The sequence below is a fragment of the Pseudoduganella ginsengisoli genome, from assembly GCF_009720865.1.
GTDB lineage: Bacteria > Pseudomonadota > Gammaproteobacteria > Burkholderiales > Burkholderiaceae_D > Rugamonas > Rugamonas ginsengisoli.
Genome location: NZ_WNLA01000003.1, coordinates 363,045 through 387,107, shown reverse-complemented (window position 1 = coordinate 387,107; position 24,063 = coordinate 363,045). Strand labels below are relative to the sequence as shown.

The 24,063-nt window shown below is 58.7% G+C and carries 20 protein-coding genes; 15 read left to right on the top strand and 5 right to left on the bottom strand.

The features are described 5' to 3' along the window. Window positions 1–52 precede the first annotated feature (52 nt). The 5 genes from GM668_RS08210 to GM668_RS08190 all read left to right on the top strand — a co-directional run bounded on the left by GM668_RS08210 (window position 53) and on the right by GM668_RS08190 (window position 4,935). Window positions 53–310 (top strand): BTH_I0359 family protein, encoded by a 258-nt coding sequence (locus tag GM668_RS08210; RefSeq protein WP_154375633.1) that lies wholly within the window; start codon window positions 53–55, stop codon window positions 308–310. Window positions 311–402: 92 nt separating this feature from the next. Then, window positions 403–1,215, top strand: a complete 813-nt coding sequence (locus GM668_RS08205) for a class II glutamine amidotransferase (protein ID WP_155438447.1) — start codon at window positions 403–405, stop codon at window positions 1,213–1,215. A gap of 95 nt (window positions 1,216–1,310) precedes the next feature. After that, complete coding sequence (locus GM668_RS08200) at window positions 1,311–2,591, top strand: EAL and HDOD domain-containing protein (RefSeq protein ID WP_155438446.1); 1,281 nt, start codon at window positions 1,311–1,313, stop codon at window positions 2,589–2,591. Between the two features lie 116 nt (window positions 2,592–2,707). Further along, on the top strand, window positions 2,708–3,649 hold the full coding sequence (locus GM668_RS08195; RefSeq protein ID WP_155438445.1) for an ABC transporter ATP-binding protein: 942 nt from the start codon (window positions 2,708–2,710) through the stop codon (window positions 3,647–3,649). A gap of 11 nt (window positions 3,650–3,660) precedes the next feature. Further along, window positions 3,661–4,935: an ABC transporter permease gene (locus GM668_RS08190; RefSeq protein ID WP_155438444.1), complete on the top strand. Its 1,275-nt coding sequence runs from the start codon at window positions 3,661–3,663 to the stop codon at window positions 4,933–4,935. Window positions 4,936–4,959: 24 nt separating this feature from the next. Here the strand turns inward: GM668_RS08190 and GM668_RS08185 are convergent, their stop codons facing one another. Continuing rightward, entirely contained in the window at window positions 4,960–5,409 is a 450-nt protein-coding gene (locus GM668_RS08185) for a cache domain-containing protein (protein ID WP_155438443.1), read from the bottom strand. Between the two features lie 103 nt (window positions 5,410–5,512). Next, complete coding sequence (metH, locus tag GM668_RS08180; protein ID WP_155438442.1) at window positions 5,513–9,292, bottom strand: methionine synthase; 3,780 nt, start codon at window positions 9,290–9,292, stop codon at window positions 5,513–5,515. Window positions 9,293–9,428: 136 nt separating this feature from the next. Here metH and GM668_RS08175 point away from each other — a divergent pair, with 136 nt between their 5' ends. From GM668_RS08175 to GM668_RS08155, 5 genes are all read left to right on the top strand, one after another. Continuing rightward, window positions 9,429–10,265, top strand: a complete 837-nt coding sequence (locus tag GM668_RS08175; RefSeq protein ID WP_155438441.1) for a glycosyltransferase — start codon at window positions 9,429–9,431, stop codon at window positions 10,263–10,265. A gap of 94 nt (window positions 10,266–10,359) precedes the next feature. Continuing rightward, the gene (locus GM668_RS08170; protein ID WP_170305555.1) at window positions 10,360–10,986 is read left to right on the top strand and encodes a cysteine hydrolase family protein; all 627 of its coding nucleotides are present in this window, start codon (window positions 10,360–10,362) and stop codon (window positions 10,984–10,986) included. 15 nt (window positions 10,987–11,001) lie between these two features. Then, window positions 11,002–11,403 (top strand): tautomerase family protein, encoded by a 402-nt coding sequence (locus GM668_RS08165; RefSeq protein ID WP_155438440.1) that lies wholly within the window; start codon window positions 11,002–11,004, stop codon window positions 11,401–11,403. A gap of 157 nt (window positions 11,404–11,560) precedes the next feature. Continuing rightward, entirely contained in the window at window positions 11,561–12,841 is a 1,281-nt protein-coding gene (locus GM668_RS08160) for a hypothetical protein (protein ID WP_155438439.1), read from the top strand. Window positions 12,842–12,850: 9 nt separating this feature from the next. Next, entirely contained in the window at window positions 12,851–13,180 is a 330-nt protein-coding gene (locus tag GM668_RS08155; RefSeq protein ID WP_155438438.1) for a hypothetical protein, read from the top strand. Here the strand turns inward: GM668_RS08155 and GM668_RS08150 are convergent, their stop codons facing one another. The 3 genes from GM668_RS08150 to def form a co-directional block, all read right to left on the bottom strand. Beyond that, window positions 13,181–14,107: a LysR family transcriptional regulator gene (locus GM668_RS08150; RefSeq protein WP_371868661.1), complete on the bottom strand. Its 927-nt coding sequence runs from the start codon at window positions 14,105–14,107 to the stop codon at window positions 13,181–13,183. It lies immediately after the preceding gene. After that, window positions 14,104–15,060, bottom strand: a complete 957-nt coding sequence (fmt, locus tag GM668_RS08145; protein WP_155438437.1) for a methionyl-tRNA formyltransferase — start codon at window positions 15,058–15,060, stop codon at window positions 14,104–14,106. The genes GM668_RS08150 and fmt overlap by 4 nt, the downstream gene beginning before the upstream one ends. A gap of 156 nt (window positions 15,061–15,216) precedes the next feature. Next, on the bottom strand, window positions 15,217–15,750 hold the full coding sequence (def, locus tag GM668_RS08140) for a peptide deformylase (protein ID WP_155438436.1): 534 nt from the start codon (window positions 15,748–15,750) through the stop codon (window positions 15,217–15,219). A gap of 158 nt (window positions 15,751–15,908) precedes the next feature. On the opposite strand from def, the gene GM668_RS08135 reads away from it, so the two are divergent. From GM668_RS08135 to GM668_RS08115, 5 genes are all read left to right on the top strand, one after another. Further along, window positions 15,909–17,015 carry a LysM peptidoglycan-binding domain-containing protein gene (locus GM668_RS08135; RefSeq protein WP_155438435.1) on the top strand — a complete coding sequence of 369 codons (1,107 nt, stop codon included), beginning with the start codon at window positions 15,909–15,911 and terminating at the stop codon, window positions 17,013–17,015. A gap of 8 nt (window positions 17,016–17,023) precedes the next feature. Then, a complete protein-coding gene (gene dprA / locus GM668_RS08130; RefSeq protein ID WP_371868660.1) occupies window positions 17,024–18,184 on the top strand; it encodes a DNA-processing protein DprA in 1,161 nt (386 codons plus the stop codon). A gap of 61 nt (window positions 18,185–18,245) precedes the next feature. After that, a complete protein-coding gene (locus GM668_RS08125) occupies window positions 18,246–18,710 on the top strand; it encodes a Smg family protein (RefSeq protein WP_155438434.1) in 465 nt (154 codons plus the stop codon). Between the two features lie 80 nt (window positions 18,711–18,790). Next, window positions 18,791–21,439, top strand: a complete 2,649-nt coding sequence (locus tag GM668_RS08120) for a DNA topoisomerase III (protein WP_155438433.1) — start codon at window positions 18,791–18,793, stop codon at window positions 21,437–21,439. A gap of 232 nt (window positions 21,440–21,671) precedes the next feature. Beyond that, window positions 21,672–23,882, top strand: coding sequence for a TonB-dependent receptor plug domain-containing protein (locus tag GM668_RS08115; protein ID WP_155438432.1), 2,211 nt, complete (start codon window positions 21,672–21,674; stop codon window positions 23,880–23,882). The last annotated feature ends 181 nt before the right edge of the window (window positions 23,883–24,063 follow it).

The window sequence follows — 24,063 nt, the reverse complement described above, 5'->3', positions numbered from 1 at the left end:
ATGGTGTACGGCAGACCATCTCGGTGTCCGCCACTAGCGCGAAGGAAACGACATGAACCTGATCTATAACAGCGAGCAATACAGCGTGGTCGAGTTTGGCGCCGACCGCGAGCTGGAAGCCCTGCGGTTTGGCGGCTATGAAATCGTGGACAAAGGAGGAAAGCGCGAGATTTTCATTGCCGGCGTGATGGCACAAACGTTCCGGCGCGACGTCAACCGGCTGATTGCCGGCGAGCCCACCATGGAAGAAGTCGACGAATTCCTGGGCAACTATGAACCGTTAATGAGCCAGCCGGTGCTGCTGCATTGATCCCCGGGCCGGGCGCCCGAGCCCGGCTTTCTCTCGCCTCGCGGCGGCACGCATGATAAGGTGCGGGTTCAGGAAACCAGCTTTATCTGCCCATGTGCCAACTCCTTGCAATGAACTGTAACGTCCCGACGGACATTGTGTTCAGCTTCACCGGCTTTGCCATGCGCGGCGGCCGCACCGATACCCACCAGGATGGCTGGGGTATTGCATTTTTCGAGGGCGCCGGGGTGCGCCACTTTGTCGACCACCAGCCGGCGGTGACGTCGCCGATCGCGGACTTGATCAAGCGGTATCCAATCAAATCCAAGAACGTCATCGCGCACATCCGCAAGGCCACGCAGGGTGAAGTCAACCTGGAAAACTGCCACCCGTTCGTGCGCGAGCTGTGGGGCAAATATTGGGTGTTTGCCCATAACGGCGATTTGAAAGCATTCCACCCGCAGCTCGATGGCGCTTACCGCCCCGTCGGCACGACGGACAGCGAGCGGGCCTTTTGCTACATCCTGCAAACCTTGCGCGCCCGCTTTGGCGATTGCTGCCCGGGCCGCGACGAATTGCGCCCCGTGCTGGCGGAACTGGTGGCGGAAATCGCTGCGCATGGCACCTTCAACATGATGCTGTCATCCGGCGGCGAACTGTGGGCGCACTGTTCGACCAACCTGCATTACCTGGTGCGGCAATATCCATTCGAGACAGCGATGTTGTCGGATGAAGACGTCAAAGTGGATTTTTCCGAAGTCACGACACCGAATGACCGCGTGGCCGTGATTGTCACGCAACCGCTGACTACGAATGAGCAGTGGACCGCGTTTGGCCAGGGCGAATTGAAACTGTTTATCGATGGCTTGCCGCAAGCTGTTACTGGGTTGCCACCTGAAATTCTCCGCGACAAGGGCGGCAATTGATGCCAAAATATCAGTAAAACCTTGTATCAATAAGCTTCTGTTGCCTATCGGCACCTTTCGGCACATTTTAAGTTCCCCACCAGCAGGAAAACGCCATGATCGATCTCTCTTCCCACGATTCAGCCTCGAAAAACTTGCGTGTACGCGAGTTTTATCTTGGAAGGCAGCCCCTGTTGGACCGCAATCAGGCATTGTTTGGCTATGAGTTGTTATTCCGCAACGCTCCGATCGGCCCCGCCAATGTGACGTCCGACCTCGGCGCGACGGCGTCCGTAATCGCGCACGCGGCGCAGTTGGGCATGGAAAAAGTCATTGGCGATGCCCTGGGCTTCGTCAATGTCGATGCCGACACCATCATGAGCGATATCTGGGGGTTCTTGCCGAAGGAAAAAGTCATCCTGGAAATCACGGAAAACATGGATGCCACGCCAGAAGTGCTGGCGCGCATGGCGGAACTGGTGGAGCAGGGCTTCCGCTTCGCGCTGGACGATGTGACGGCGGAAACCGGCCAGGTGCAATCGCTGCTGCCGATGATCGAATACGTCAAGATGAACATGCGCAATGCCGACTTGCCGGCCCTGATGCGCATGGCGCCCCGTTTCAAGCAAGACGGCAAGAAACTGGTGGCGGAAAAAGTTGAAACGCGCGACGAATTCAAACATTGCCTGGACCTGGGCTTTGATTTCTTCCAGGGCTATTACTTTGCCAAGCCCATCATCATGAGCGGCAAGAAGCTGTCGCCGTCGCAACTGGCGCTGATGGAATTGATGACCCTGGTGACGTCCGATGCGGACAATGTGGAAATCGAGCGTGCCATCAAGAAAGACGTATCGCTGGCGCTGAACTTGCTGCGCCTCGTGAATACGCCGGCAGTCGGTGCGCGCCAGCGCATTGATTCGCTGAGCCAGGCCGTGACCATCCTGGGCCGCCGCCAGTTGCAGCGCTGGCTGCAAATCATGCTGTATGCGGAACCTGCCAAGCGCGGCCACAGCATGACGCCACTGCTGATGCTGGCAACCACCCGTGGCCGTCTGCTCGAGTTGCTGGCCCATAAATTGCGCCCAAAACACCAGCACGTGTCGGACATTGCGTTCACGGTCGGCATCATGTCGCTGATGGATACGTTGTTTGGCTTGCCGATGGAAGAAATCCTCACGCAAATCCCTGTCATTGATGAAGTGGCTGAAGCGCTGATGCACCGCCAGGGCTTCTTTGGCGAATTGCTGCAGTTGGCGGAATGCCTGGAGCAAGTCGAAGAAATGGATCACAAGATCGATCCGACCTTGCGCGACCTGGAAATGTCCACCGACGAATTGGTCGAGCTGGAAGTGGCGGCGTTCGAGTGGAGCGACAACGTGGTGCGCTACGCGATCTGAGCGTGACATGGCTTGCAGTGCAATGCCGCAACGGTTTGATCAGTTTCTCTATTGATTTCTTGCTAGTTCGGCAAGTATGGCAGTAATCTGGCGGTTTTTACCGATCCTGGTGTGCCATGTCTTCCGTGCTGCTCAGTGTTAGCAATCTCAGTAAATCCTATGGCGGCCGCCTGGCCGTCGACGGCGTTTCATTCCAGGTCATGGCCGGCCAGGTGGTCGGCCTGCTGGGTCCCAACGGCGCCGGTAAATCCACGACGGTTGGCATGATCGCGGGCTTGCTGCGCAGCGATGGCGGCAGCGTCACGCTGAATGGCGAGCCTATCACGCCCGGCAACAGCGCCGCCAAGCGCAAACTGGGCCTCGTGCCGCAAGACCTGGCACTATATGACGATTTATCCGCACTGGAAAACCTCAAACTGTTTGGCGCCTTGTATGGCCTGGCAGGCGCGCAGCTGAAGCAGCGCTGCGCGGAAGTGCTGCAGCAGGTGCGCCTGTCCGACCGCGCGGACGACAAGCCGGCCACGTTTTCCGGCGGGATGAAGCGCCGCCTGAATATTGCAGCGGCCCTGCTGCATCGGCCCGCCCTGTTGATACTCGATGAACCAACGGTCGGCGTCGACCCGCAAAGCCGCAATGCCATCTTCGATACGCTGGAAGCGTTGAAAGCGCAGGGCATGGCGCTGATTTACACCAGCCATTACATGGAGGAAGTGGAACGGCTGGCCGACCATATCGTCATTATCGACCACGGCAAAGTGCTGGCGGACGAAAGCCCGGCAGGCTTGTATCGCCGCCTGCCATCACAAGCGGCGTTGCGCGCAGAACTGGCGCAGGCGCCCGCTGCGGCGCTGTTGCAGGAACTGGCGCGGCAGCCCGGCGTGACCAGCGTGCGCGCCGATGGCGCTGCGCTCGATATCGGCTTGCAGGAAACGGCCGGGGCCCCGGCGGTCCTGGCCTGGCTGGCTGCGCAAGCGGGCGCGCCATTGCATTTCGCCACCAACCGCGCCAGCCTGGAAGACATTTTCCTGACGCTGACCGGCCGCACCCTGCGCGACTGAAAGGAGCCACGATGACTGCATTTTTCGCGCTGGTGCGCAAAGACTTGATGCTGTACCTGAATGACAAGCGGGCGCTGATGATGCACCTGCTGCTGCCGGTTGTGCTGGCGGCATTCTTTGGTTCCTTGTTTGGCGGCAGTGGCGGTGAAGAACGGGGCCGCATTGATATCGCGCTGGTGCAGGAAGACAGCAGCGCGGCCGCCCGCAAAATTGCCGATGGCTTGAAGGGCGATAGCACGCTGCACGTGGTGGATCTGCCGCTGGCGGAAGCGCAGGCCAAAGTCAAAGGGGGCAAGCTGGCCGTGGCCGTCGTCATTCCTGCCGGCTTTGGCGAGGCGGCTGGCGCGGCACTGTTTTCCGCTGCCACGAAACCGGAACTGCCGCTGTTTTATGATCCTTCCCAGTCGGCCGTGCTGGCGATGGTGAAAGGCATATTGACGCAGCACGTGATGCAAGTGGTCAGCTCGGAAATGTTCAACGGCGACGCGGGCCGCCAATTGACGGAAGATAGCCTGAAAAAGATGCCGCAAACGCCGGAGACATTGCCGTTACGCGAACTGCTGGCCAGCCTGAACAAGTTCCAGGACAGCCGCGCCGCCTTGCCAAAGGCCGAGGCGCCGGAACAGAAGGGCGGGCTGGCGATGCCATTTTCCACCCGCGATGAAGCATTGAGCGCCGGTCCCAAATACAACGGCTATGCCCATGCGTTTGCCGGCATGAGCGTGCAATTCATCCTGTTCATGGGCGTCGACATCGGCATCGGTATCTTGCTGGCCCGCCGCGCCGGCATCTGGAACCGTTTGCTGGCCGCTCCTGTCACGCTGACCACGCTGCTGCTGGCGCGCTGCGTGTCGGCCGCCATCATTGCGTGCGGTTTGCTGGCGGCGATCTTCCTGTGCGCCATGCTGATCTTCAAAGTGGCGATTACTACCGCCGCCGGGTTTGCCGGCGTTGCCGCCTGCTTTGCGCTGATGACTGCCGGCTTTGGCCTCTTGATTGCCGCATGGGGGAAAACGCCGGAAGCCGCCCGTGGGATTGCCGTGTTTGTCACCTTGATCATGGTCATGCTGGGCGGCGCCTGGGTGCCATCGTTCATGTTCCCGGGCTGGATGCAATCGCTGACCCTGGCCGTGCCGACGCGCTGGGCCGTCGACGGTTTCGATGCGGTCACGTGGCGCGGCCTCGGCCTGCACGGCGCACTGGCGCCGATGGCCGCCCTGCTGGCGTTTGCCGTGGCTTTTACCGGACTGGCAATCTGGAAAATGCGCCGCGACCAGTGGCGCTGACACTGCCTCCGGCGCGTCCGGCGTTTATTTGTAAATGCCGGACGCGATCAGCACGTCATCGACTTTTTCCAGGTACGTGGACTTGCTTTCCACGGTTTTCTGGACCGGGTTCGGCCATTTATAGTCGACCCAGCCCTTGCCTTTGGACTTGGCGAGATCGATGAAGGCTTTCACCATCATCTTGCCTTCCGCATCTTTTAAATCCAGCACGTTCTTGCCGACGATTTTCTGGTTGGCGCCATTGGCCCATTCCATGCCCGTCATGTCGATGACGAAAATGTATAAATCGCGGTCCTTGAACTGGCCGGCAGGGTTGTTGAATTCGGCGTACGCTTTTTCCTTGCCGTTGGCCTTGAGGTAGGCAACGGCTTTTTGCACCAGCGCGATGGCTTCATCGGGCGTGCCGCGTTCGCCGGCAAACGCCAGCGTGGAACACAGGAGGGACAGGACGACTGCTTGCAGCAATGCTTTCATGGCGACTCCTTGATGGGCGGGAGAAGCTTTAATGTAAGCAGCCGGGTGGACGGTGTAAAGGAGAAGGGCTGAAGTGTTGCTTTTACACTTCAGCCCGCAGGGCTTACAGGTTCGGCGCCAGCCAGCGCTCCACATCTTCCTTGCTGGCGTTGCGGCGCTTGACCATGTCTTCGACCTGGTCGCTTTCGACTTTGCCCACCACGAAATACTTCGAGTCCGGGTGCGCGAAGTAGAAGCCGGAGACGGCAGCGCCTGGATACATGGCGAACGATTCCGTCAGCTCCATGCCGATTTCCTCGGCCTGCAAGTGGTGGAACATGTCGGCCTTGACCGTGTGTTCCGGGCAGGCCGGGTAGCCTGGCGCCGGACGGATACCCTTGTACTCTTCCTTGATCAACTGTTCATTGCTCAAGGCTTCATCCGCCGCATAGCCCCACAAGTCTTTGCGCACACGCTCGTGCATGTACTCGGCGAATGCTTCGGCCAGGCGGTCCGCCAGCGCCTTCAGCATGATGGACGAGTAATCGTCGTGCGCATCTTCGAAACGCTGTTCGTATTTCTCGATGCCCAGGCCCGCCGTGACTGCGAACATGCCGATGTAATCCTTGATGCCGGTCTCTTTCGGTGCAATGAAGTCCGCCAGGCACTGGTTAGGGCGCTGCACGCCATCGATGACAGGCTTCACGCCTTGCTGGCGCAAGCCGTAATACGTGAACGCCACCTGTTCGCGCGATTCGTCCGTATAGATTTCGATGTCGTCGTCATTGACGGTGTTGGCAGGCAGCAGCGATACGACGCCGTTTGCCGTCAGCCAGCGGCCATCGATGATTTTCTTCAGCAGTTGCTGGCCTTCTTCATACACCTTGGTCGCGGCTTCACCGACCACGCTGTCCGTCAGGATGGCAGGGAAGGGGCCGGCCAGGTCCCATGTCTGGAAGAACGGGCCCCAGTCGATGTATTGCGCCAAGGTGGCGAGATCGACATTTTTGAACACGCGGCGGCCGACGAACTTTGGACGCACCGGTGCAAATTCCAGCTTGGCTTTATTCGCGCGGGCAGCCGCCAGCGACACGGACGGCAGCGCTTTCTTGCTGGCGTGCTGTTCGCGGATACGGGCATAATCGTGTTCCAGTTCTTCGATGTACTGGTCGCGGCTTTCCGGCGTCAGCAGCGATTGCGCAACGGAGACGGAACGCGATGCGTCCGGCACATAGACAACCGGGCCGTCGTAGTTGTGCGAAATCTTCACGGCCGTGTGGGCGCGGCTGGTGGTGGCGCCGCCGATCAGCAGCGGGATCTTCATCATGCGGAAGTGGTCGTCGCGCTGCATTTCGCGCGCCACGTGGGCCATTTCTTCCAAGGATGGCGTGATCAAGCCGGACAAGCCGATGATGTCGGCATTTTCCACCTTGGCGCGCGCCAGGATTTCCGATGCGGGCACCATCACGCCCATGTTTACCACTTCGAAGTTATTGCACTGTAAGACCACCGACACGATGTTCTTGCCGATGTCGTGCACGTCGCCCTTCACGGTGGCGATGACGATCTTGCCCTTGGGTTTGGCAACGATACCGGTGCGCGCTTCTTCAGCTTTCTTTTCTTCTTCAATGAACGGGATCAGGTGTGCGACAGCCTGCTTCATGACGCGGGCCGATTTCACCACCTGCGGCAAGAACATTTTGCCCTGGCCGAACAAGTCGCCGACGATGTTCATGCCATCCATCAGCGGGCCTTCGATGACGTTGATCGGACGCCCGCCGCTGTTGGCCACCTGCTGGCGCATTTCTTCCGTGTCTTCCGTGATCCACTGCGTAATGCCGTGTACCAGCGCGTGCGCCAGGCGTTTTTCCACCGGCGCGTTGCGCCATTCCAGATTCTGCTCTTGCGCCTTGCCGCCGGCTTTCAGATTGGCGGCGAATTCAATCATGCGCTCGGTGGAATCTTCGCGGCGGTTCAGCACCACGTCTTCCACGCGCTCGCGCAATTCAGCCGGTAAATCGTCATACACGCCGATCATGCCCGCGTTGACGATACCCATCGTCATGCCGGCCTTAATGGCGTGATACAGGAATACCGTGTGGATCGCTTCACGGGCCGGGTCATTGCCGCGGAATGAGAACGACACGTTGGACACGCCGCCGGAAATCTTCGCGTGCGGCAGGTTGTTTTTGATCCAGCGCGTGGCTTCAATAAAATCCACCGCATAGTTGTTGTGTTCTTCGATGCCCGTTGCGACTGCAAAGATATTCGGGTCGAAGATGATGTCTTCCGGCGGGAAGTTGACTTTATCGACCAGCACGCGGTAAGCGCGCTCGCAAATCTCAATCTTGCGCTCGAACGTGTCGGCCTGGCCTTTTTCATCGAAGGCCATGACGATGACTGCGGCGCCATAACGGCGGCACAGCTTGGCCTGGCGAATGAATTCTTCTTCGCCTTCCTTCATCGAAATCGAGTTGACGATGGACTTGCCCTGCACGCATTTCAAGCCCGCCTCGATCACCGACCACTTCGACGAGTCGATCATGATCGGCACTTTGGAAATGTCCGGTTCCGATGCAATGAGGTTCAGGAAGCGCGTCATGGCGGCCTGCGAGTCCAGCATCGCTTCGTCCATGTTGATGTCGATGACTTGTGCGCCGTTTTCCACTTGCTGGCGCGCCACCGACAGCGCTTCGTCATACTGCTCGTTGAGAATCATGCGGGCAAACGCTTTCGAACCCGTCACGTTGGTGCGCTCGCCCACGTTGACGAACAGCGAATCATCGTCGATGGTGAACGGTTCCAGGCCGGACAGGCGCTGGGCGATTTTCACTTCCGGGACGGTGCGCGGCTTCGCGTCGGCCAGCAATTCCGCGATGGCCTTGATGTGATCCGGCGTGGTGCCGCAGCAGCCGCCCGCCACGTTGATAAAGCCCGCATCGGCGAATTCGCGCAGCAGGGCGGACGTATCGGCCGGCAATTCGTCGAAGCCCGTGTCGCTCATGGGGTTGGGCAGGCCGGCGTTCGGGTAAATGCAGACGTAGGTATCGGCGATTTGCGACAGTTCTTCCGCATAAGGACGCATCAGCGCCGCGCCCAGCGCGCAATTCAAGCCGATCGTCAGCGGGCGCGCGTGGCGCACGGAATTCCAGAACGCCGACACGGTCTGGCCGGACAGGATACGGCCTGACGCATCGGTCACGGTGCCGGAAATCATCAGCGGCAGGCGCTCGATTTCCGGACGCTCATCGAAATACTGGTCGATGGCGAACAGCGCGGCCTTGCAGTTCAAGGTATCGAAAATGGTTTCCACCAGCAGCACGTCGGCGCCGCCATCGACCAGGCCGCGCACCTGTTCGTAATACGATTCCACCAGCTGGTCAAAGGTGACGTTACGGGCGGCCGGATCGTTGACGTCCGGGGAAATCGAGGCGGTTTTTGGCGTCGGGCCCAGCGCGCCGCACACGAAGCGCGGCTTGTCCGGCGTGCTGTATTTTGCTGTCGCGGCTTTCGCCAGTTTGGCCGCTTCCACGTTCATCTCATAGGCCAGGTGGGCCATATGGTAGTCTTCCTGCGCAATGGCCGTGGCGCCGAAGGTATTCGTTTCAATCAGGTCGGCGCCGGCGGCCAGGTAGCGTTCGTGGATTTCCTGGATCACGTGCGGCTGCGTCAGGGTCAGCAACTCGTTGTTACCTTTGACGAACAATTCACGGGCGCCGCTATTGGCGGGCGCTGCGAAGTCCACGAAACGGCCCGCCGGGCCGCCACGGTAAGCCAGCTCATCGAGCTTGTATTGCTGGATGATGGTGCCCATCGCGCCGTCCAGGAACATGATGCGTTTCGCGAGGATGCCGCGCAATTGCGCTTCGATTTTGGAGGCGTTGGGTGTGACTTTATTCGTCATTTCAGGCTTTCGAGGCTTTTTTGAACTGTAGAGCGGGGTTTTACTACCGGGTCTGAGATTATAAATCAAGCGTGCCATTCGTACCGGCTGGCGTTGCGATACCCGATATCATGCCCTTGCCGTAGAATGCTTCCCCATGAAAATTACTGTCATCATCTCCGCGCATAAAAAGCGCCGGGAAATGGAATTCGTGCTGGCCGGCTACGCGGCGCAGCGCCGTCCGGCCGATGAAATCATCGTGTCGCAAGATGGCGAATTCCCTGAAATCGCGGAAGCCATCGCCAACAGCGCCCACCTCGGCTTGCCATTAATGCATTTGACGCAAGAACACCGGGGTTTTGGCAAATGCCGCGCGCTGAATAAAGCGATTTTGCAGGCGTCCGGCGATATCCTGTTGTTTACGGACGGCGATTGCGTGCCGCGCGATGATTTTGTTGATGCTTACGTCAGGCTGATGCGCCCCGGGATCTTCCTGGCGGGTGGCAGCCATGTCAGCGTACCCGAGCATTACCACCAGACGCACGACTTGATTCCACACATCGTCAGCCAGCGCCTGTTCGATTACGACTTCCTAAGCAGCATCGACGGCTTTTCCAAGAGCCGCAACCGCTTGCTGCGCAACCCCGGCTTGCAGCGCTTTTATGACTTCCTGTCGCCGCGCAATGCGTTTTCCGGCGCCAATTCCTGTGCCTGGCGCAGCGATGTGCTGAAAGTGGGCGGCTTCGATGAAAGCATGGCGTACGGTGGCGAAGATTTAAACATGGGCCTGCGGCTGAACAATATCGGCGTCAAGGGCGTGCGTGCACGCCATTCCATTGTCAGCCTGCACCTGGACCATGGGCGCGGTTATTACGATGCCGAGCTGCACCAGGCCAACAAGAACTGGAATCAGGAAGTACGCAGCAGGAAGCACGTGTATCCGCGCATATCGCCGATCCGGCAAATGGGTGAACACGGCAACCGCCACCATTGATTTGTTCGTTTATCGTGCAAATTATGTGATCTAGGTAGTATGGTGTGCGTCCTGCGCACTAATTATGATGGCTCCATCGCTAACCAAGGAGCCCATCATGACGCAGACCATCCGCAGCATTGCCGGCATTGCCCCGGTATCCCAACTCAATCCTGCCGCCACGGCGCTGGTACTGATTGATTTCCAAAACGAATATTACGACGGCAAATTGCCGATCCCTGACGGCTTGCCGGCGGCCCGCAATGCGGCGCGGCTGGTGGCGTGGGCGGACCGGCTGGGCATGCCTGTGTTCCACGTCCAGCACGTGGGCGCGGCAACCGGCGCACTGTTTGCCGCCGGCAGCCATGCAGGGGAAATCCATCCTTTGCTGGCGCCTGCGCCGCACCACCATATCGTGGCCAAAGACCGCGTGGCCAGCTTTGCCGGCACGGATTTGCACGCGCAATTGCAGGGGCTGGGCATCAATACGCTGATCGTGGCGGGCCTGATGACGCATATGTGCGTCTCGACTGCCGTGCGGGAAGCGCGCAGTTTTGGTGCATCCAGCTACAAGGTCGTGGTGGCGGCCGATGCCAGCGCCACACGCGATATCAGTGACTGGAATGGCGACGTGGTGGCCCACGCCGGCTTGCACCGCGCCACCTTGACTGCGCTGCACGACAACTTTGCCGACGTCCGCAATACGGGCGCCATCCTGGAACTGCCGGTTTCCGCCAACTGAACAAGGAGCTTGATCATGCCTATCTTGAACTTGACGATGTCTGTAGAACCCAATGCGCAACTCACGGAGCAGGCTGCCGCGCTGCTGATGAAACACACGCACGGCATCTTGCACAAGGCGCCGGAATTAACGGCGATTGCGATCCAGTATGTGCCGGCGCAGCAGTGGTTTGTTGGCGGTGTCACGGTGGCGGCGCAGCGCAAGGCCAGCTTCTTCCTCGATATCAAGGTCAGCGACGAAACCAATACGGCGCAGGAAAAGGCCGCGTATATCGATGCGGTTTATCGCGGTATGGCGGAATTATTGGGGCCGCTGCATGAAGTCAGCTATGTGCACATTGATGACGCGCGGCCTGCCGCGTGGGGCTGGGGTGGCGTGACGCAGCAAGTCAGGGCGGTGCGCAAGGCGGTGTCATGACATGTTTGTGCGGACGGGCGCTCCATACGTCCGTCCACGCGAAGCCCGCCTGTGGTGCGCACGCAGTATTTGCGAACTGATCAGGCATTAAAAATCGATGATGTGATTTTCTGAGAGATTGTTGTTGATAATAGGGTGGATAATAAAAAAAGCATTCTTGATTAAGTTACCTGCCGCCGCTTGGAGCGCTAGTTTTTCAGGAATGTCACTTGCGATTTTATATGATGTGCTTGAAATCTGGGGAGCTATAATGCGCTTGGTGCAATACATCATTGTTATGGTTGGCACGCTGATCCTGGGCGGATGTGGTGGTCTGGTTTATGTTGACTCAGCAACTACTTTTACTGCGGCAGGACGGGCTGCAACGAAATCGCTGGCAGATGCATCCAATGAACTCCACGTGGCGCAAGACTATGCAAAAGCACAAGTGATTGTGGCAGATCAAACCTGCCCAATTCAGCTCGAGCGTATCTTTGTTCGTCAATCTCCTCAGCGCATATTTGCCCAGGCATTGGACCGGATGCCTGACTTGTTAAACCAGTCCCAGGAATGCCGCGTTCTTTACAAGTGTGATAGCGGCCAAGCCTGTCCCGGAAGATGTTACTCGGCAGATGAGAATTTTTGCCTGGTCAATCTTGAAGGGCGGTCGGCCGCAACGCTCAAGAGCCTATCCGGAACACAAGCCGATGACTTCTTGAAATCCACGGCGCCGCTTTTGGAAGCGCTGAATGCATCCGAATATAAACGAGCCCAACCTGTCTCTGCAAAGATTCTGGAATCTTACCTTGCTTCCCTGCTTGATTACTTTGATTTGCTGGAAAAGGCGGCGAATTATTCAAAGTCGGAAGTAGGGGAAGATGCGAAGAAATTGAGCGGCAAAGTTAACAACGTTTCTGCAAAGATTGCAGATATCACTGGGAAGCAACTGAGTACGGCGGATAAAGCTTCGCTGACGAAAGCAACAGACGCCATCACTGCCTTTGGCGCGCTGGCCAATGATATTTCAAATATCGCTGCTGCCAACGATGCCGCTGAAAAAATAAAAGCGGAAGTCGTTAAAAATTCTGAAGATGTCAAAAAATTGATTGAGGCCCTGAAAGAACTGGCGACAGGGGACCAGTATTTGGCGGCAGCCTACAATGTCAAGGCCGCCACTGCATTGCGGGAGCGTTATGGAGATGCATTTAAGAAATCAAAAAATGAATATGACAGAGGTATTTTCCTGGAAAAGCGCGATGCTGTATTGATCTCCGACCCTCAAGAACGGATCGATGCGATTAACGGCCTTTTTGAGGCAATGAAAAAAGCAAACGATGCATTAACTCAACTTGTCTTGAATCCGGATGATAAGGACAAGAAAGCAATACGGAATGCGCGCTTCCAGGAATTTAAAATGGTAGCGAAGGACGTCGCCGGTATCGTCAATTTGTTAAAATAGGAGCTTATCATGGCAGATCCAATTGCAGCTGCTCATCTGTTTCAGACTCTTGCTCAATTGGCGTATATAGAGGCGAAACTGTCATCTCAGCCACAGTTGCCATTCCACCCCGCCGACGCTCCAAAACTTGCGCAGCAATCGAATCATATTGGCGATTGCGCTGCCAAATTTCGGTTGCGCGATCCAGCATTGATGAATAACTTATCAGCAGCACAAGCAGCAGTGGATAAAGCGCTGGCGGAATTAAATGCTATTTTGCATTTTGTCCCCACCCGTTTAACTACTGAGGTGGTGTATGCGGATATAGACAGTGCAATCCAGGCTGTGAATTCCGTTTAATTATTGTGTATCCCAGCGCCGCTCGCGGTAGATAGCCGCTGCGTAATCGACAAACGCCCGCACCTTCGGCGATAAGTGCCGGTTGTGCGGGTACAGCGCATACAGTTCGCGCGGCTTCAGTCCATAGGCGGGCAGCAATTTCACCAACCGTCCCGCCTTTAAATCCTCGTGCACGATGAATGACGCCGTGGTGGCGATGCCCAGTCCCTGCAACGCTGCCGTGCGCAGTGCGATGCCTGTGTTGGCTTGTAGCGTACCCCGCACGGCAATGGTTTGCGCCACGCCATCGGCATCAATGAACGTCCAGTCCTGTGGCCGCAATACCTGTGTGTACGTCATGCAGTTATGGGCCAGCAAATCCTGCGGCGTTTGCGGTGTGCCGTGCCGGGCAAGGTAGGCGGGGCTGGCAACCACCAGGACTTCGCTGGTGGCCAGCCGTTTCGCAATCAACGTGGAATCCGGCAATTCGCGTGTGAGGCGCAAGGCCACATCAAAGCCATCTTCAATCAAGTCGACAATGCGGTCATTGCACACGAGGTCCATTTGCAATTCCGGGTAGTGCGCGAGGAAATCCGGCAGCCATTCCGCCAGTTCCAGCGTGCCGAATGCCATCGGCGCATTGATGCGCAAGGTGCCGGCAGGGCGGGCCTGGTGGTCGCCAACGGCGCGGTCTGCTTCATCGAGCGCATCGAGGATTTGCTTGCACGCTTCGTAGTATTGTTTGCCTGCTTCGGTCAGGGCGAAACGGCGTGTCGTGCGGTTCAGTAGTTGCGCGCCCAGCTTGCTTTCCAGCTGGGCGATTTGGCGGGAAATGGCCGTGTGCGACAGGCCCAGTGCTTCCGCGGCGGCAGTAAAACTGCCCAGTTCGACCACCTTGCGCAGCGCGCGCAAGGCAGCCAGCTGATCCATCCGCGTGGTGTCGCTCACGCGAAGCGCAGGCCGTCGAGCGGGAAGCCTTTGATGAACTCGGCGGCTGGCAAGCGCTTGCCGCCCGGCTTTTGCAATTCCGTCAGGCGCAGCGAGCCGGAGCCGCACGCGACCACGATGCCATGCTGTGCGTCAGCTGCCAATACCTGGCCGGGTGCAGCGGAACTGTCCGCGTCCAGCACTTCCGCATTCCACAATTTAATGGTGACGCCATTGACGGAACCATGCGCGCCGGGGAAGGGATTGAACGCGCGGATCTTGCGGCCGATTTCCCGGGCGGACGCCGTGAAGTCCAGCGTCGCTTCATCCTTGCTGATCTTGGCTGCATACGTGACGCCAGCTTCCGGCTGCGGCACGGCTTCCACCACGCCTAGTTCCATCTTGCGCATGACTTTCACGCACATGGCGGCGCCCATGGCGGCCAGCTTGTCGTGCAAGATGCCGGTGGTGTCGTGCGGGCCGATCGGCAAGCGTTCCATCAACAGCATCGGGCCCGTATCGAGCCCTTCTTCCATTTGCATGATGGTGACGCCGGTTTCCGCATCGCCCGCTTCAATTGCGCGGTGGATTGGCGCGGCGCCGCGCCAGCGCGGCAGCAGCGAGCCGTGGATATTGATGCACGGTTTGATGTCGAGCGTGCTGCGCGGCAGGATCAAGCCGTAAGCGGCCACCACCATGGCGTCGTAATCCGTGGCCAGCAGGCGCTCGTGCGCTTCTTTGGCTTCGGCAGCGCGCTGCGGGTCTTTGCTGTCCATGCGCAGCGACAGTGGCTGGGCAACGGGGAGGTTGTGGGCGACCGCGTATTGTTTGACGGCGGACGGCTGCAAATGCATGCCGCGTCCGGCCGGGCGGTCGGGCTGGGTCAATACCAGGGGGATGGTAAAGCCTGCTTCATGCAGGGCTTGCAATGCGACTGCCGCGAATTCTGGCGTGCCGGCGAAGACGATTTTCATTATTTTTTCCTCTTTGTGCGGCGCCAATTCATGTAGGGCAGATTAGCGCCAGGACTCGGCGTCCCCCGTAATCCGCCAGGTGCACCGGCGGCGCATGGAATGGCGGATTACGCGGGCGTTGCCCGCTAATCCGCCCTACGGAACTCAAGGCTGGGATCAGCGGCGGTGCGGGCGGGCCTGGTGGCGCGCGATTTCCCGCTCTTCCTTGATCATTTTGGTCTTGATGCGGTTGCGCTTCAAGGGCGACAAGTATTCCACGAACACTTTGCCCATCAAATGGTCCATTTCGTGCTGGATGCACACGGCCAGCAAACCATCCGCTTCTACTTCAAAAGTTTCGCCTTTGACGTCCTGGGCGCGCACTTTGACGCGCGAAGGGCGCTCGACGCCGTCATAAATGCCAGGCACGGACAGGCAGCCTTCATCGTAGACTTGCTTGTCTTCGCTGGCCCAGATGATTTCCGGATTGACGTAGGCTTTCAAGCCGGTCTTGTCTTCCGTGACGTCGATAATCATCAGGCGCTCATGTACGTCCACCTGGGTGGCTGCCAGGCCGACGCCTGGTGCGTCGTACATGGTTTCAGCCATGTCTTCGACCAGTTTGGCCAGGCGGGCATCAAAAACGGTGACTGGCTTGGCAACTTTGTGCAGGCGCGGATCAGGGTAGCGGAGGATATTCAGTTTGGACATGCGGGCGTCAGAGACTTAAAAATACGATAAGGCCAGCCAGCAACGCAGCACGTGCGCCGTGTGACTGTTTCTCGCGAGTTCAGGGTATTATGGGCAGAAATATGATTCACTGTGGCAATTTACTGCGCCAAAGCCTTTGGTGGGAAAGGCCGTTATCAATGAAAAATTTTAGCACAGTCGGTGCACGCCTGACGATTGCCTGCCTGATTTCCAGTGCCGTGGCTTCCGGGGCGCAAGCCATGCAGTGCGATTTCCGTCCCAATGCGCCGGACCAGCACGTGGTGGTCAAGGGCGACACCTTATGGGACATTTCCGGCCGTTTCCTCGAAAAGCCCTGGTGCTGGCCACAAGTGTGGGGCATGAATAAAGAGGAAATCAAGAACCCCCACTGGATTTATCCGGGACAAATCGTTTACTTTGACCGCGCGGCAGGCCGCTTGCGGCTGGGGACGCCGATTGGCGCGAATGGCGCCGGCGGCGCCGGCGATCCGTCCGACTTGCGCATACAACCGCAATTGCGCATGGAGGGGCTGGGCAAGGATGCCGTCAAATCCATACCCAATGGCGTCATTGAACCATTCCTGTCGCAGCCGCTGATCATTGAAAATGATGAATTGAAGAATGCGCCCCGCATCGTTGCCGCGCAAGAGGGGCACATGTTCCTGGGCAAGGATGAAAAAGCGTATGTGCGGGGCGACCTCAAGGATGGCACGTCGTTCCAGGTCTTCCGTCCCGGCAAACCGCTGCAAGACCCGATTACCAAGGCCGTGATCGGCCAGGAAGCGTTTTACCTGGGCACGTTGAAACTCGTGCAGCCGGCTGCGGCTGGCACCGACGTGCATACCTTTGTCGTGGCCACGGCGAAAGAAGAAATGGGCAAAGGGGATTTGCTGATGCAAATGCCGCCCACGCCCATGAACCACTTCGTGCCGCATCCGCCGGAACGCAAAGTCGACGCGAACGTGGTGGCAATTTATGGCGGCGTCACGCACGCTGGGCAGAACCAGGTGGTTTCCGTCAACCGGGGCAAGGTTGACGGACTCGATGTCGGCTCCGTGCTGCAGCTGTACCATCGGGGGAAGGTCGTCACCGATCCAGGCGCCAGCAAAGGCTGGCACAACATGGGCGACCCCAAGGTCAAGCTGCCGGATGAACAAGTGGGCAGCTTGTTTATCTTCCGCGTGTTCAAGCATATTTCGTATGGCTTGATCATGCAGGTGACCGAACCTGTCGAGGTAGGCGACGTCGCCACATCGCCGGAGTAACCGACGCCGTGCAAGCCACGGATGCCCCTGTCGATGCAGTGCCTGGCCGCCAGCGCGATGCTGCTGCCTGGTTGCGCCTGGCGGAAACGCCGCACGTCGGACCCGTTGCCGCCAAAGTGCTGCTCGATAATGAGGCAGACCCTGCCAAAATTTTTGCGGCGGATCCTCAACAATTGGCTGAGTGGCTGAACGAGGTGCCGGGCTGCCGCACCGATGCTGCCGTGCGCGCGCTACGGGAACCTCCGCGCCCTTGGCTCGATCAGATTGCGCGCATGGCGGACCGGGCCATGGGCTGGGCCGCGCAGCCGGGCCACAGCCTGCTCGCGGCCGGCGATGACGATTACCCGGCGTTGTTGAAGGAAATTGTCGATCCGCCAGTGCTTCTATATATAGAGGGGGACCGCTCGCTGCTCAGCCGGCCGGCGGTCGGTGTCGTGGGGGCGCGCAAAGCCAGCGCACAAGGCATGGCGCATGCTGAACAGTTTGCGCGGGGCTTGTCGGAAGCGGGGCTGGTTGTCGTGTCCGGGCTGGCGCTGGGGATCGATGCGGCCGCGCACCGCGGCGCGCTGAGTTCCACCGTGGCAGTCATCGGGGCGGGCATCGACGTGACGTATCCGATGCGCAACCTGGCATTGCGGCGGCAAATTGCAGAGCAGGGCTGCATCGTCAGTGAATATCCATTGGGAACGCCACCACGGCCCGAACACTTCCCCAAGCGCAACCGCATCCTCAGCGGCTTGTCGCTGGGCGTGCTGGTCGTCGAAGCTGCTGAACAGTCTGGCTCGCTGATCACTGCCCGGCTGGCGGGGCAGCAGGGCCGCGACGTGATGGCCATCCCCGGCTCCATCCATTCACCGCTGGCGCGTGGCTGCCATGAACTGCTGCGCAACGGCGCTATCCTGGTGGAATCTGTTGCCCATGTGCTCGAAGTCGTGCAGCCTGGCACGGCCTGCAATGGGGCGCCGCACAAGGTCCAGCGCACGGCCGCCGTGCAGGGCGAGCTGGCGAAACTACTGGTGGCGATTGGCCACGATCCGGGCTCCGCCGAGGCGCTGGCGTACCGTTCAGGCTTGCCACTGCCCGATACGCAAGGCCATTTATTGGCGCTGGAATTGGCGGGATTGGTCGAGAGATTGCCGGGTGGAATCTATCAAAGGTTGCAAAACTGAGCCCTTCGCTATTAAAGTGCGGGACTTGTGTTTCGCCGATCTTAACTGTTAGAGTAGCGCCATGTTCGACATCCTGGTTTATCTCTACGAGACTTATTACCGTCCCGACGCGTGCCCTGAGCCGGCCGCGCTGGCGCGGAAACTGTCGGCTGTCGGGTTCGACGACGGAGAGATTTCCGAAGCGCTGGTCTGGCTGACAGACTTGAATGCAATGGCCGGCGCTGAACAAGCGTCGACGGCTGCTTCCACTGGCATCCGCTATTATGTGGAAGAGGAAAGGGATGCGTTGGGCACACAAGCGATCGGCTTCATCCAGTTTTTGGAAAGCGCGCAAGTGCTGTCCCCATTGCAGCGTGAAATCGTCATTGAGCGCGCGCTGGCTCTGAACGAAGTCCCTGTGTCCTTGGGCAAACTGAAGATCATTGTCTTGCTCGTGTTATGGAGCCAGGGCAAGGAGCCGGATGCGCTGATGTTCGACGATCTGTTCGGTTCGGATGAAGACCAGTTGCCGCGCCTGTTGCACTGACACGCTTACCCACGTATTACACACCGCTGGATGTCATCGCAGCGTGCCGTGCCGCCACTATAAAAAGAGAATTCAACACTATGAGCAAAACCCTCATCATCGCCGAGAAGCCATCTGTCGCGAACGATATCGCGAAGTCGCTGGGCGGCTTTACCAAGCACGATGAGTACTTTGAATCGGACGAGTATGTGCTGTCGTCCGCAGTCGGCCACTTGCTGGAAATTGCCGTGCCCGAGGAGTATGACGTCAAGCGCGGCAAATGGAGCTTCACGCACTTGCCGATGATTCCACCGTACTTTGCGCTGAACCCCATCGCCAAGACGGAATCACGCCTGAAGGTGTTGAACAAGCTGATCAAGCGTAAAGATGTCACGGCCCTGATTAACGCATGCGACGCGGGCCGCGAAGGGGAATTGATTTTCCGTTTGATTGCGCAAAATGCGAAAGCCAAGCAGCCAATCAAGCGCTTGTGGCTGCAATCGATGACGCCGGCCGCGATCCGCGAAGGTTTTTCGCGCCTGCGCAGCGATGAAGAAATGCTGCCGCTGGCCGATGCCGCGCGCTGCCGTTCGGAAGCGGACTGGCTGATCGGTATTAACGGTACCCGTGCAATGACGGCCTTCAACTCGAAAGAAGGCGGCTTTTACCTGACCACCGTGGGCCGCGTGCAGACGCCGACCTTGTCGATCGTGGTCGAGCGCGAAGAGAAAATCAAAAAGTTCGTGCCGCGCGATTACTGGGAAGTGCGCGCTGAATTCATTTGCGCAGCCGGCGTGTATGAAGGCCGCTGGCTCGATACCAAGTTCAAGAAAGACGAACAGGATCCGGAAAAGAAAGCGGAACGCCTGTGGTCGAAGGCGGCGGCGGAAAGCATCGTTGTTGCGTGCAAGGGCAAGCCTGGCATCGTGACGGAAGAGTCGAAGCCGACCACGTCGATGGCGCCTGCGCTGTTTGATTTGACCAGCTTGCAGCGTGAAGCCAACGGCCGTTTCGGTTTCTCGGCGAAGAACACGCTGGGCCTGGCGCAAGCGCTGTATGAAAAGCACAAAGTGCTGACTTACCCGCGTACGGATTCGCGCCACTTGCCGGAAGACTACCTGGACACGGCCAAGCAAGTGCTGGGTGTGCTGGGTGAAAACAATAACTACCACACGTTTGCCAAGCAAATCCTGACCAAGGGTTGGGTCAAGCCGAACAAGCGCATCTTCGACAACACGAAGATTTCCGACCACTTTGCCATCATCCCGACCGGCACGGTGCCGAAAGGTTTGTCGGAGCCGGAACAGAAACTGTACGACCTCGTGACGCGCCGTTTCATGGCCGTGTTCTTCCCGGCGGCGGAATTCCTCGTCACCACGCGCTACACGGAAGTAGCGGGCCACCAGTTCAAGACGGAAGGCAAGGTGATGACCAATCCGGGCTGGATGGCCATCTATGGCAAGGACACCACCGACGACAAGGAAGGCGGCGGCAACCTGGTGGCGGTGGAGAAGGGCGAGAAAGTCCACACGGAGAAAGTCACGCCAAACGGCCTCGTGACGAAACCGCCTGCACGCTACAACGAAGCGACTTTGCTGTCGGCCATGGAAGGCGCGGGCAAGCTGGTGGATTCTGATGAATTGCGCGATGCGATGGCCGGTAAAGGCTTGGGCACGCCAGCCACGCGTGCGGCCATTATTGAAGGGCTGCTGACGGAGAAATACCTGATCCGTGAAGGCCGCGACTTGATGCCGACTGCAAAAGCGTCGCAGCTGATGACGTTGCTGCACGGCCTGGGCGTGGATGAATTGACGGCGCCGGAATTGACGGGCGAGTGGGAATACAAGCTGTCGCAGATGGAAAAGGGCAAGATTTCGCGCGAAGAATTCATGCGTGAAATTGCGCAAATGACGCAAATTATCGTCAAGCGCGCCAAGGAATACGACAACGACACGATTCCTGGCGACTATGCGACGTTGCAGGCGCCGTGCCCGAATTGCGGCGGCACCGTCAAGGAAAACTACCGCCGCTTCGCGTGCACCAAGTGCGAATTCTCGATGACGAAGACGCCGGGCAGCCGCCAGTTTGAAATCAATGAAGTGGAAGAATTGCTGCGCGAGCGCACCATCGGCCCGCTGCAAGGCTTTCGTTCGAAGATGGGCCGTCCATTTGCCGCCATCCTGCGTATCGTGAAGGATGAAGAAATCAAGAACTTCAAGCTGGAGTTCGATTTCGGCCAGAACGAGGAAGAGGGGGAAGAAGGCGAAGGCGTCGACTTCTCGAACCAGACGCCGGTGGGCCCATGCCCGAAATGCACGGGCAACGTGTATGAAATGGGCCTGGCGTACGTGTGCGAGCATACGGTGGCGAAACCGAAGGCGTGCGACTTCCGTTCCAGCCGCATCATCTTGCAGCAAGAGATTTTGCCTGAGCAGATGAGCAAGCTGCTCAATGAAGGCAAGACGGATTTGCTGCCGGGCTTTATTTCGCAGCGTACGCGCCGTCCGTTCAAGGCTTTCCTCGTCAAAGGCAAGGATGGCAAGATCAGCTTCGAGTTCGAAGAGCGTAAAGCCAAGCCGGGTGCGAAGAGCAAGGCGGCTGACGACGGCGCGGCAAATGATGCCGATGGCGGCGCGGAGGCTGCACCGGCCAAGAAGCCGGCAGCGAAAAAAGCCGCCGCTGCGAAGCCGGCTGCAAAGCCTGCCGCAAAAAAAGCGCCAGCCCGCAAGGCTGCGGCAGCGGCCAAATAAAACCTTCCAGCAGCGCAAGAACGGGACTTCGGTCCCGTTTTTCTTTTACAAACGGTGCCAGGCACCAGAGGAAAAAGAAACGTTTCTTGGCGAAAGGTGCCAGGCACCGACAGTGTTTGGCAACATTGAAATTGCGCAACCCGGTGATTATTTCTTGCAAAGTGTTACCGAAGTAGTGCAGTTGGGAAAATCCTGTGCATAATTGCAGATTTTGCAATCACGCAAGGAAACAATGAAATTTGCACTAACCCGCATCGCGCTGGCGATCACCCTGCTCATGGCAGGCCCCACTGCGCTGGCGGATGACGCGGACAGTAACGCTGGCAGTACGGAAAGCGCTGCGCCCGCCAAAGCGTCTACGAGCACCACTGTCACCAGTGATAAAACCATCCAGCGCGTGGAAGTAAAGGGCAATACGCAAGCCTACGACCCGCGCCGCGACGACACGGCCGGCAAGACCGTCCTCAGCCACGAAGAAATCATCAAGTACGGCGACAACAATGTGTTCGACGTGTTGAAGCGCGCGCCCGGCGTAACGGTGATCGGCAACAGCATCCGCATGCGCGGCCTGGGCAGTGGCTACACGCAAATCCTCGTCAATGGCGAGCGCCCGCCGCCAGGCTTTTCCATGGATGCACTGGCGCCCGACCAGATTGAAAAGATTGAAGTGATCCGCGCCGCCACGGCCGAGCATTCAATGCAGGCCGTGGCGGGCACCATCAATATCGTGTTGAAGAAAATCGTTGCCAAGCCGCAGCGCGATGTGCGCTTCAGCAGCGGACGCTCCGATGAAAACACGAATCTGTTCTTGATGGGAACGCTGGCGGACCGCGTCGACGACCTGTCGTACTACCTGAACGCCATGCTGGGACATAACCGGGGCAGCGGGCCCAATTGGTCCGAAAACCGGTTTTTTACACCGCAGGGCGACGTGGTGAACTGGCGGCAGACGAGTGGCGTGTCGCACTACCGTTCCACCATGCTGGGCATGCAGCCACGCCTGAACTGGAAATTGCCGGATGAAGGACAGTTCAATGTCAACGGCTTTGTCCAGGCAGCCAAAACCAGCAACGATTGGCGCAACACCGTTGATGTGCGCAGTGGCTCGTTTGGCGCTCCCGAGTACGTGAACCGGAACGGTGAGCTCGACGGTCATTCTGCATTCTTTGGCGGCGACGTGAACTGGGTCGCCAAGCTGGGCGGCGGCAAGCTTGATGCGAAATTGTCTGTATCCGGCGGGCGGGCCGCCAGCGGCAACGGCCAGCAGTCGGCAACGGCTGGCAACGCCATCCACTACGTGCGCGACAGCGATACTGTCAGCCGCTATACCAATTACAGCAGCACCGGCAAATACACGCGCACGCTGTTTGACGGCCATGCGATGGCCAGCGGCTGGGAAGTCACCAGCAACCAGAGCCGGGATAGCACCGTGCGCGTGGAAACGCTGACGGGTGCGCTGCCGCAAACCATCCGCGAATACTTCGACCCCCAAGTCGTCAAGCTGGCCGCGTACGCGCAGGATGAATGGAATGTCACCAAACAATGGTCCGTGTATCTGGGTGCGCGCTGGGAAGGCATCCGCACCGATAGTTCCGGTACCAGCCTGGCCGAGACGCAGTCACGCAACCACGTGCTGAGCCCCGTGGCGCAAACGCTGTACAAATTCCCCGGCGACAGTGGCCGCCAGCTGCGCATGGCGCTGACGCGCACGTTCAAGGCGCCCAACACGAGCCAGTTGACTGCGCGCCGCTATGAAGCCGACATCAATACGCGCTTCTCACCGGACAGCAGCGGCAACCCGAACCTGAAGCCGGAACTGGCCAATGGCATCGACGTCACGTACGAACATTTCTGGGCGCCCGGCGCCGTGTTTTCCGTGGGGACGTCGCAGCGCAATATCCGCGACTACATCCGCTCGCGCCTGATCGAAGACCGCCCGGGCCACTGGCTGACCATGCCGCTCAACGATGGCAGCGCAACCGTGCGCACCTTGGATGTGGAAGTGAAATTCCCGCTGAAAGCTTTCGACAAGGAGGCGCTGCCATTTGACTTCCGCTTCAGCGCCAACCGCAACTGGTCCGCCGTGGATACCGTGCCGGGGCCGGACAACCGCCTCGACCAGCAAATCCCACTGACGGTGACATTGGGCGCCGACTACCGCGAAGACAAATTCAGCGCGGGCGCCAGCTTGGCATACCGCGGCGGCGGCCCGGTGCGGATATCGGACGAACAGTTTGTGCGCCAATACCGGCGGCGCGACGTGGAAGCGTACTGGCTGTACAAGGTGCACGCGGGTCTGCAAGTGCGGCTGTCCGCCAGCAATCTGCTGGGCGACGATAACGACAGCCTGTCGCGCTATGTGGACCGCAGCGGAACCAGCGAAACCCGCAGCTGGAGCCCGGGATCGGCGCGGCTGGGGGCGAATGTTGAGATGAAGTTTTAAATAGACGGGTCTAGTAAATAATGTTATTGAGTTGGGGTGCAACGGTATTTTTCTTTTGATATGCAAACGATCGCTAATACGGTAGGCTTCGCTACGATGGCTGTTAAATTTCTTCAGGATATACGGAAGATTACCAGCCATCGTGTAATGCCTGTGTTCAGGCAATATTGAGCTACGGAAT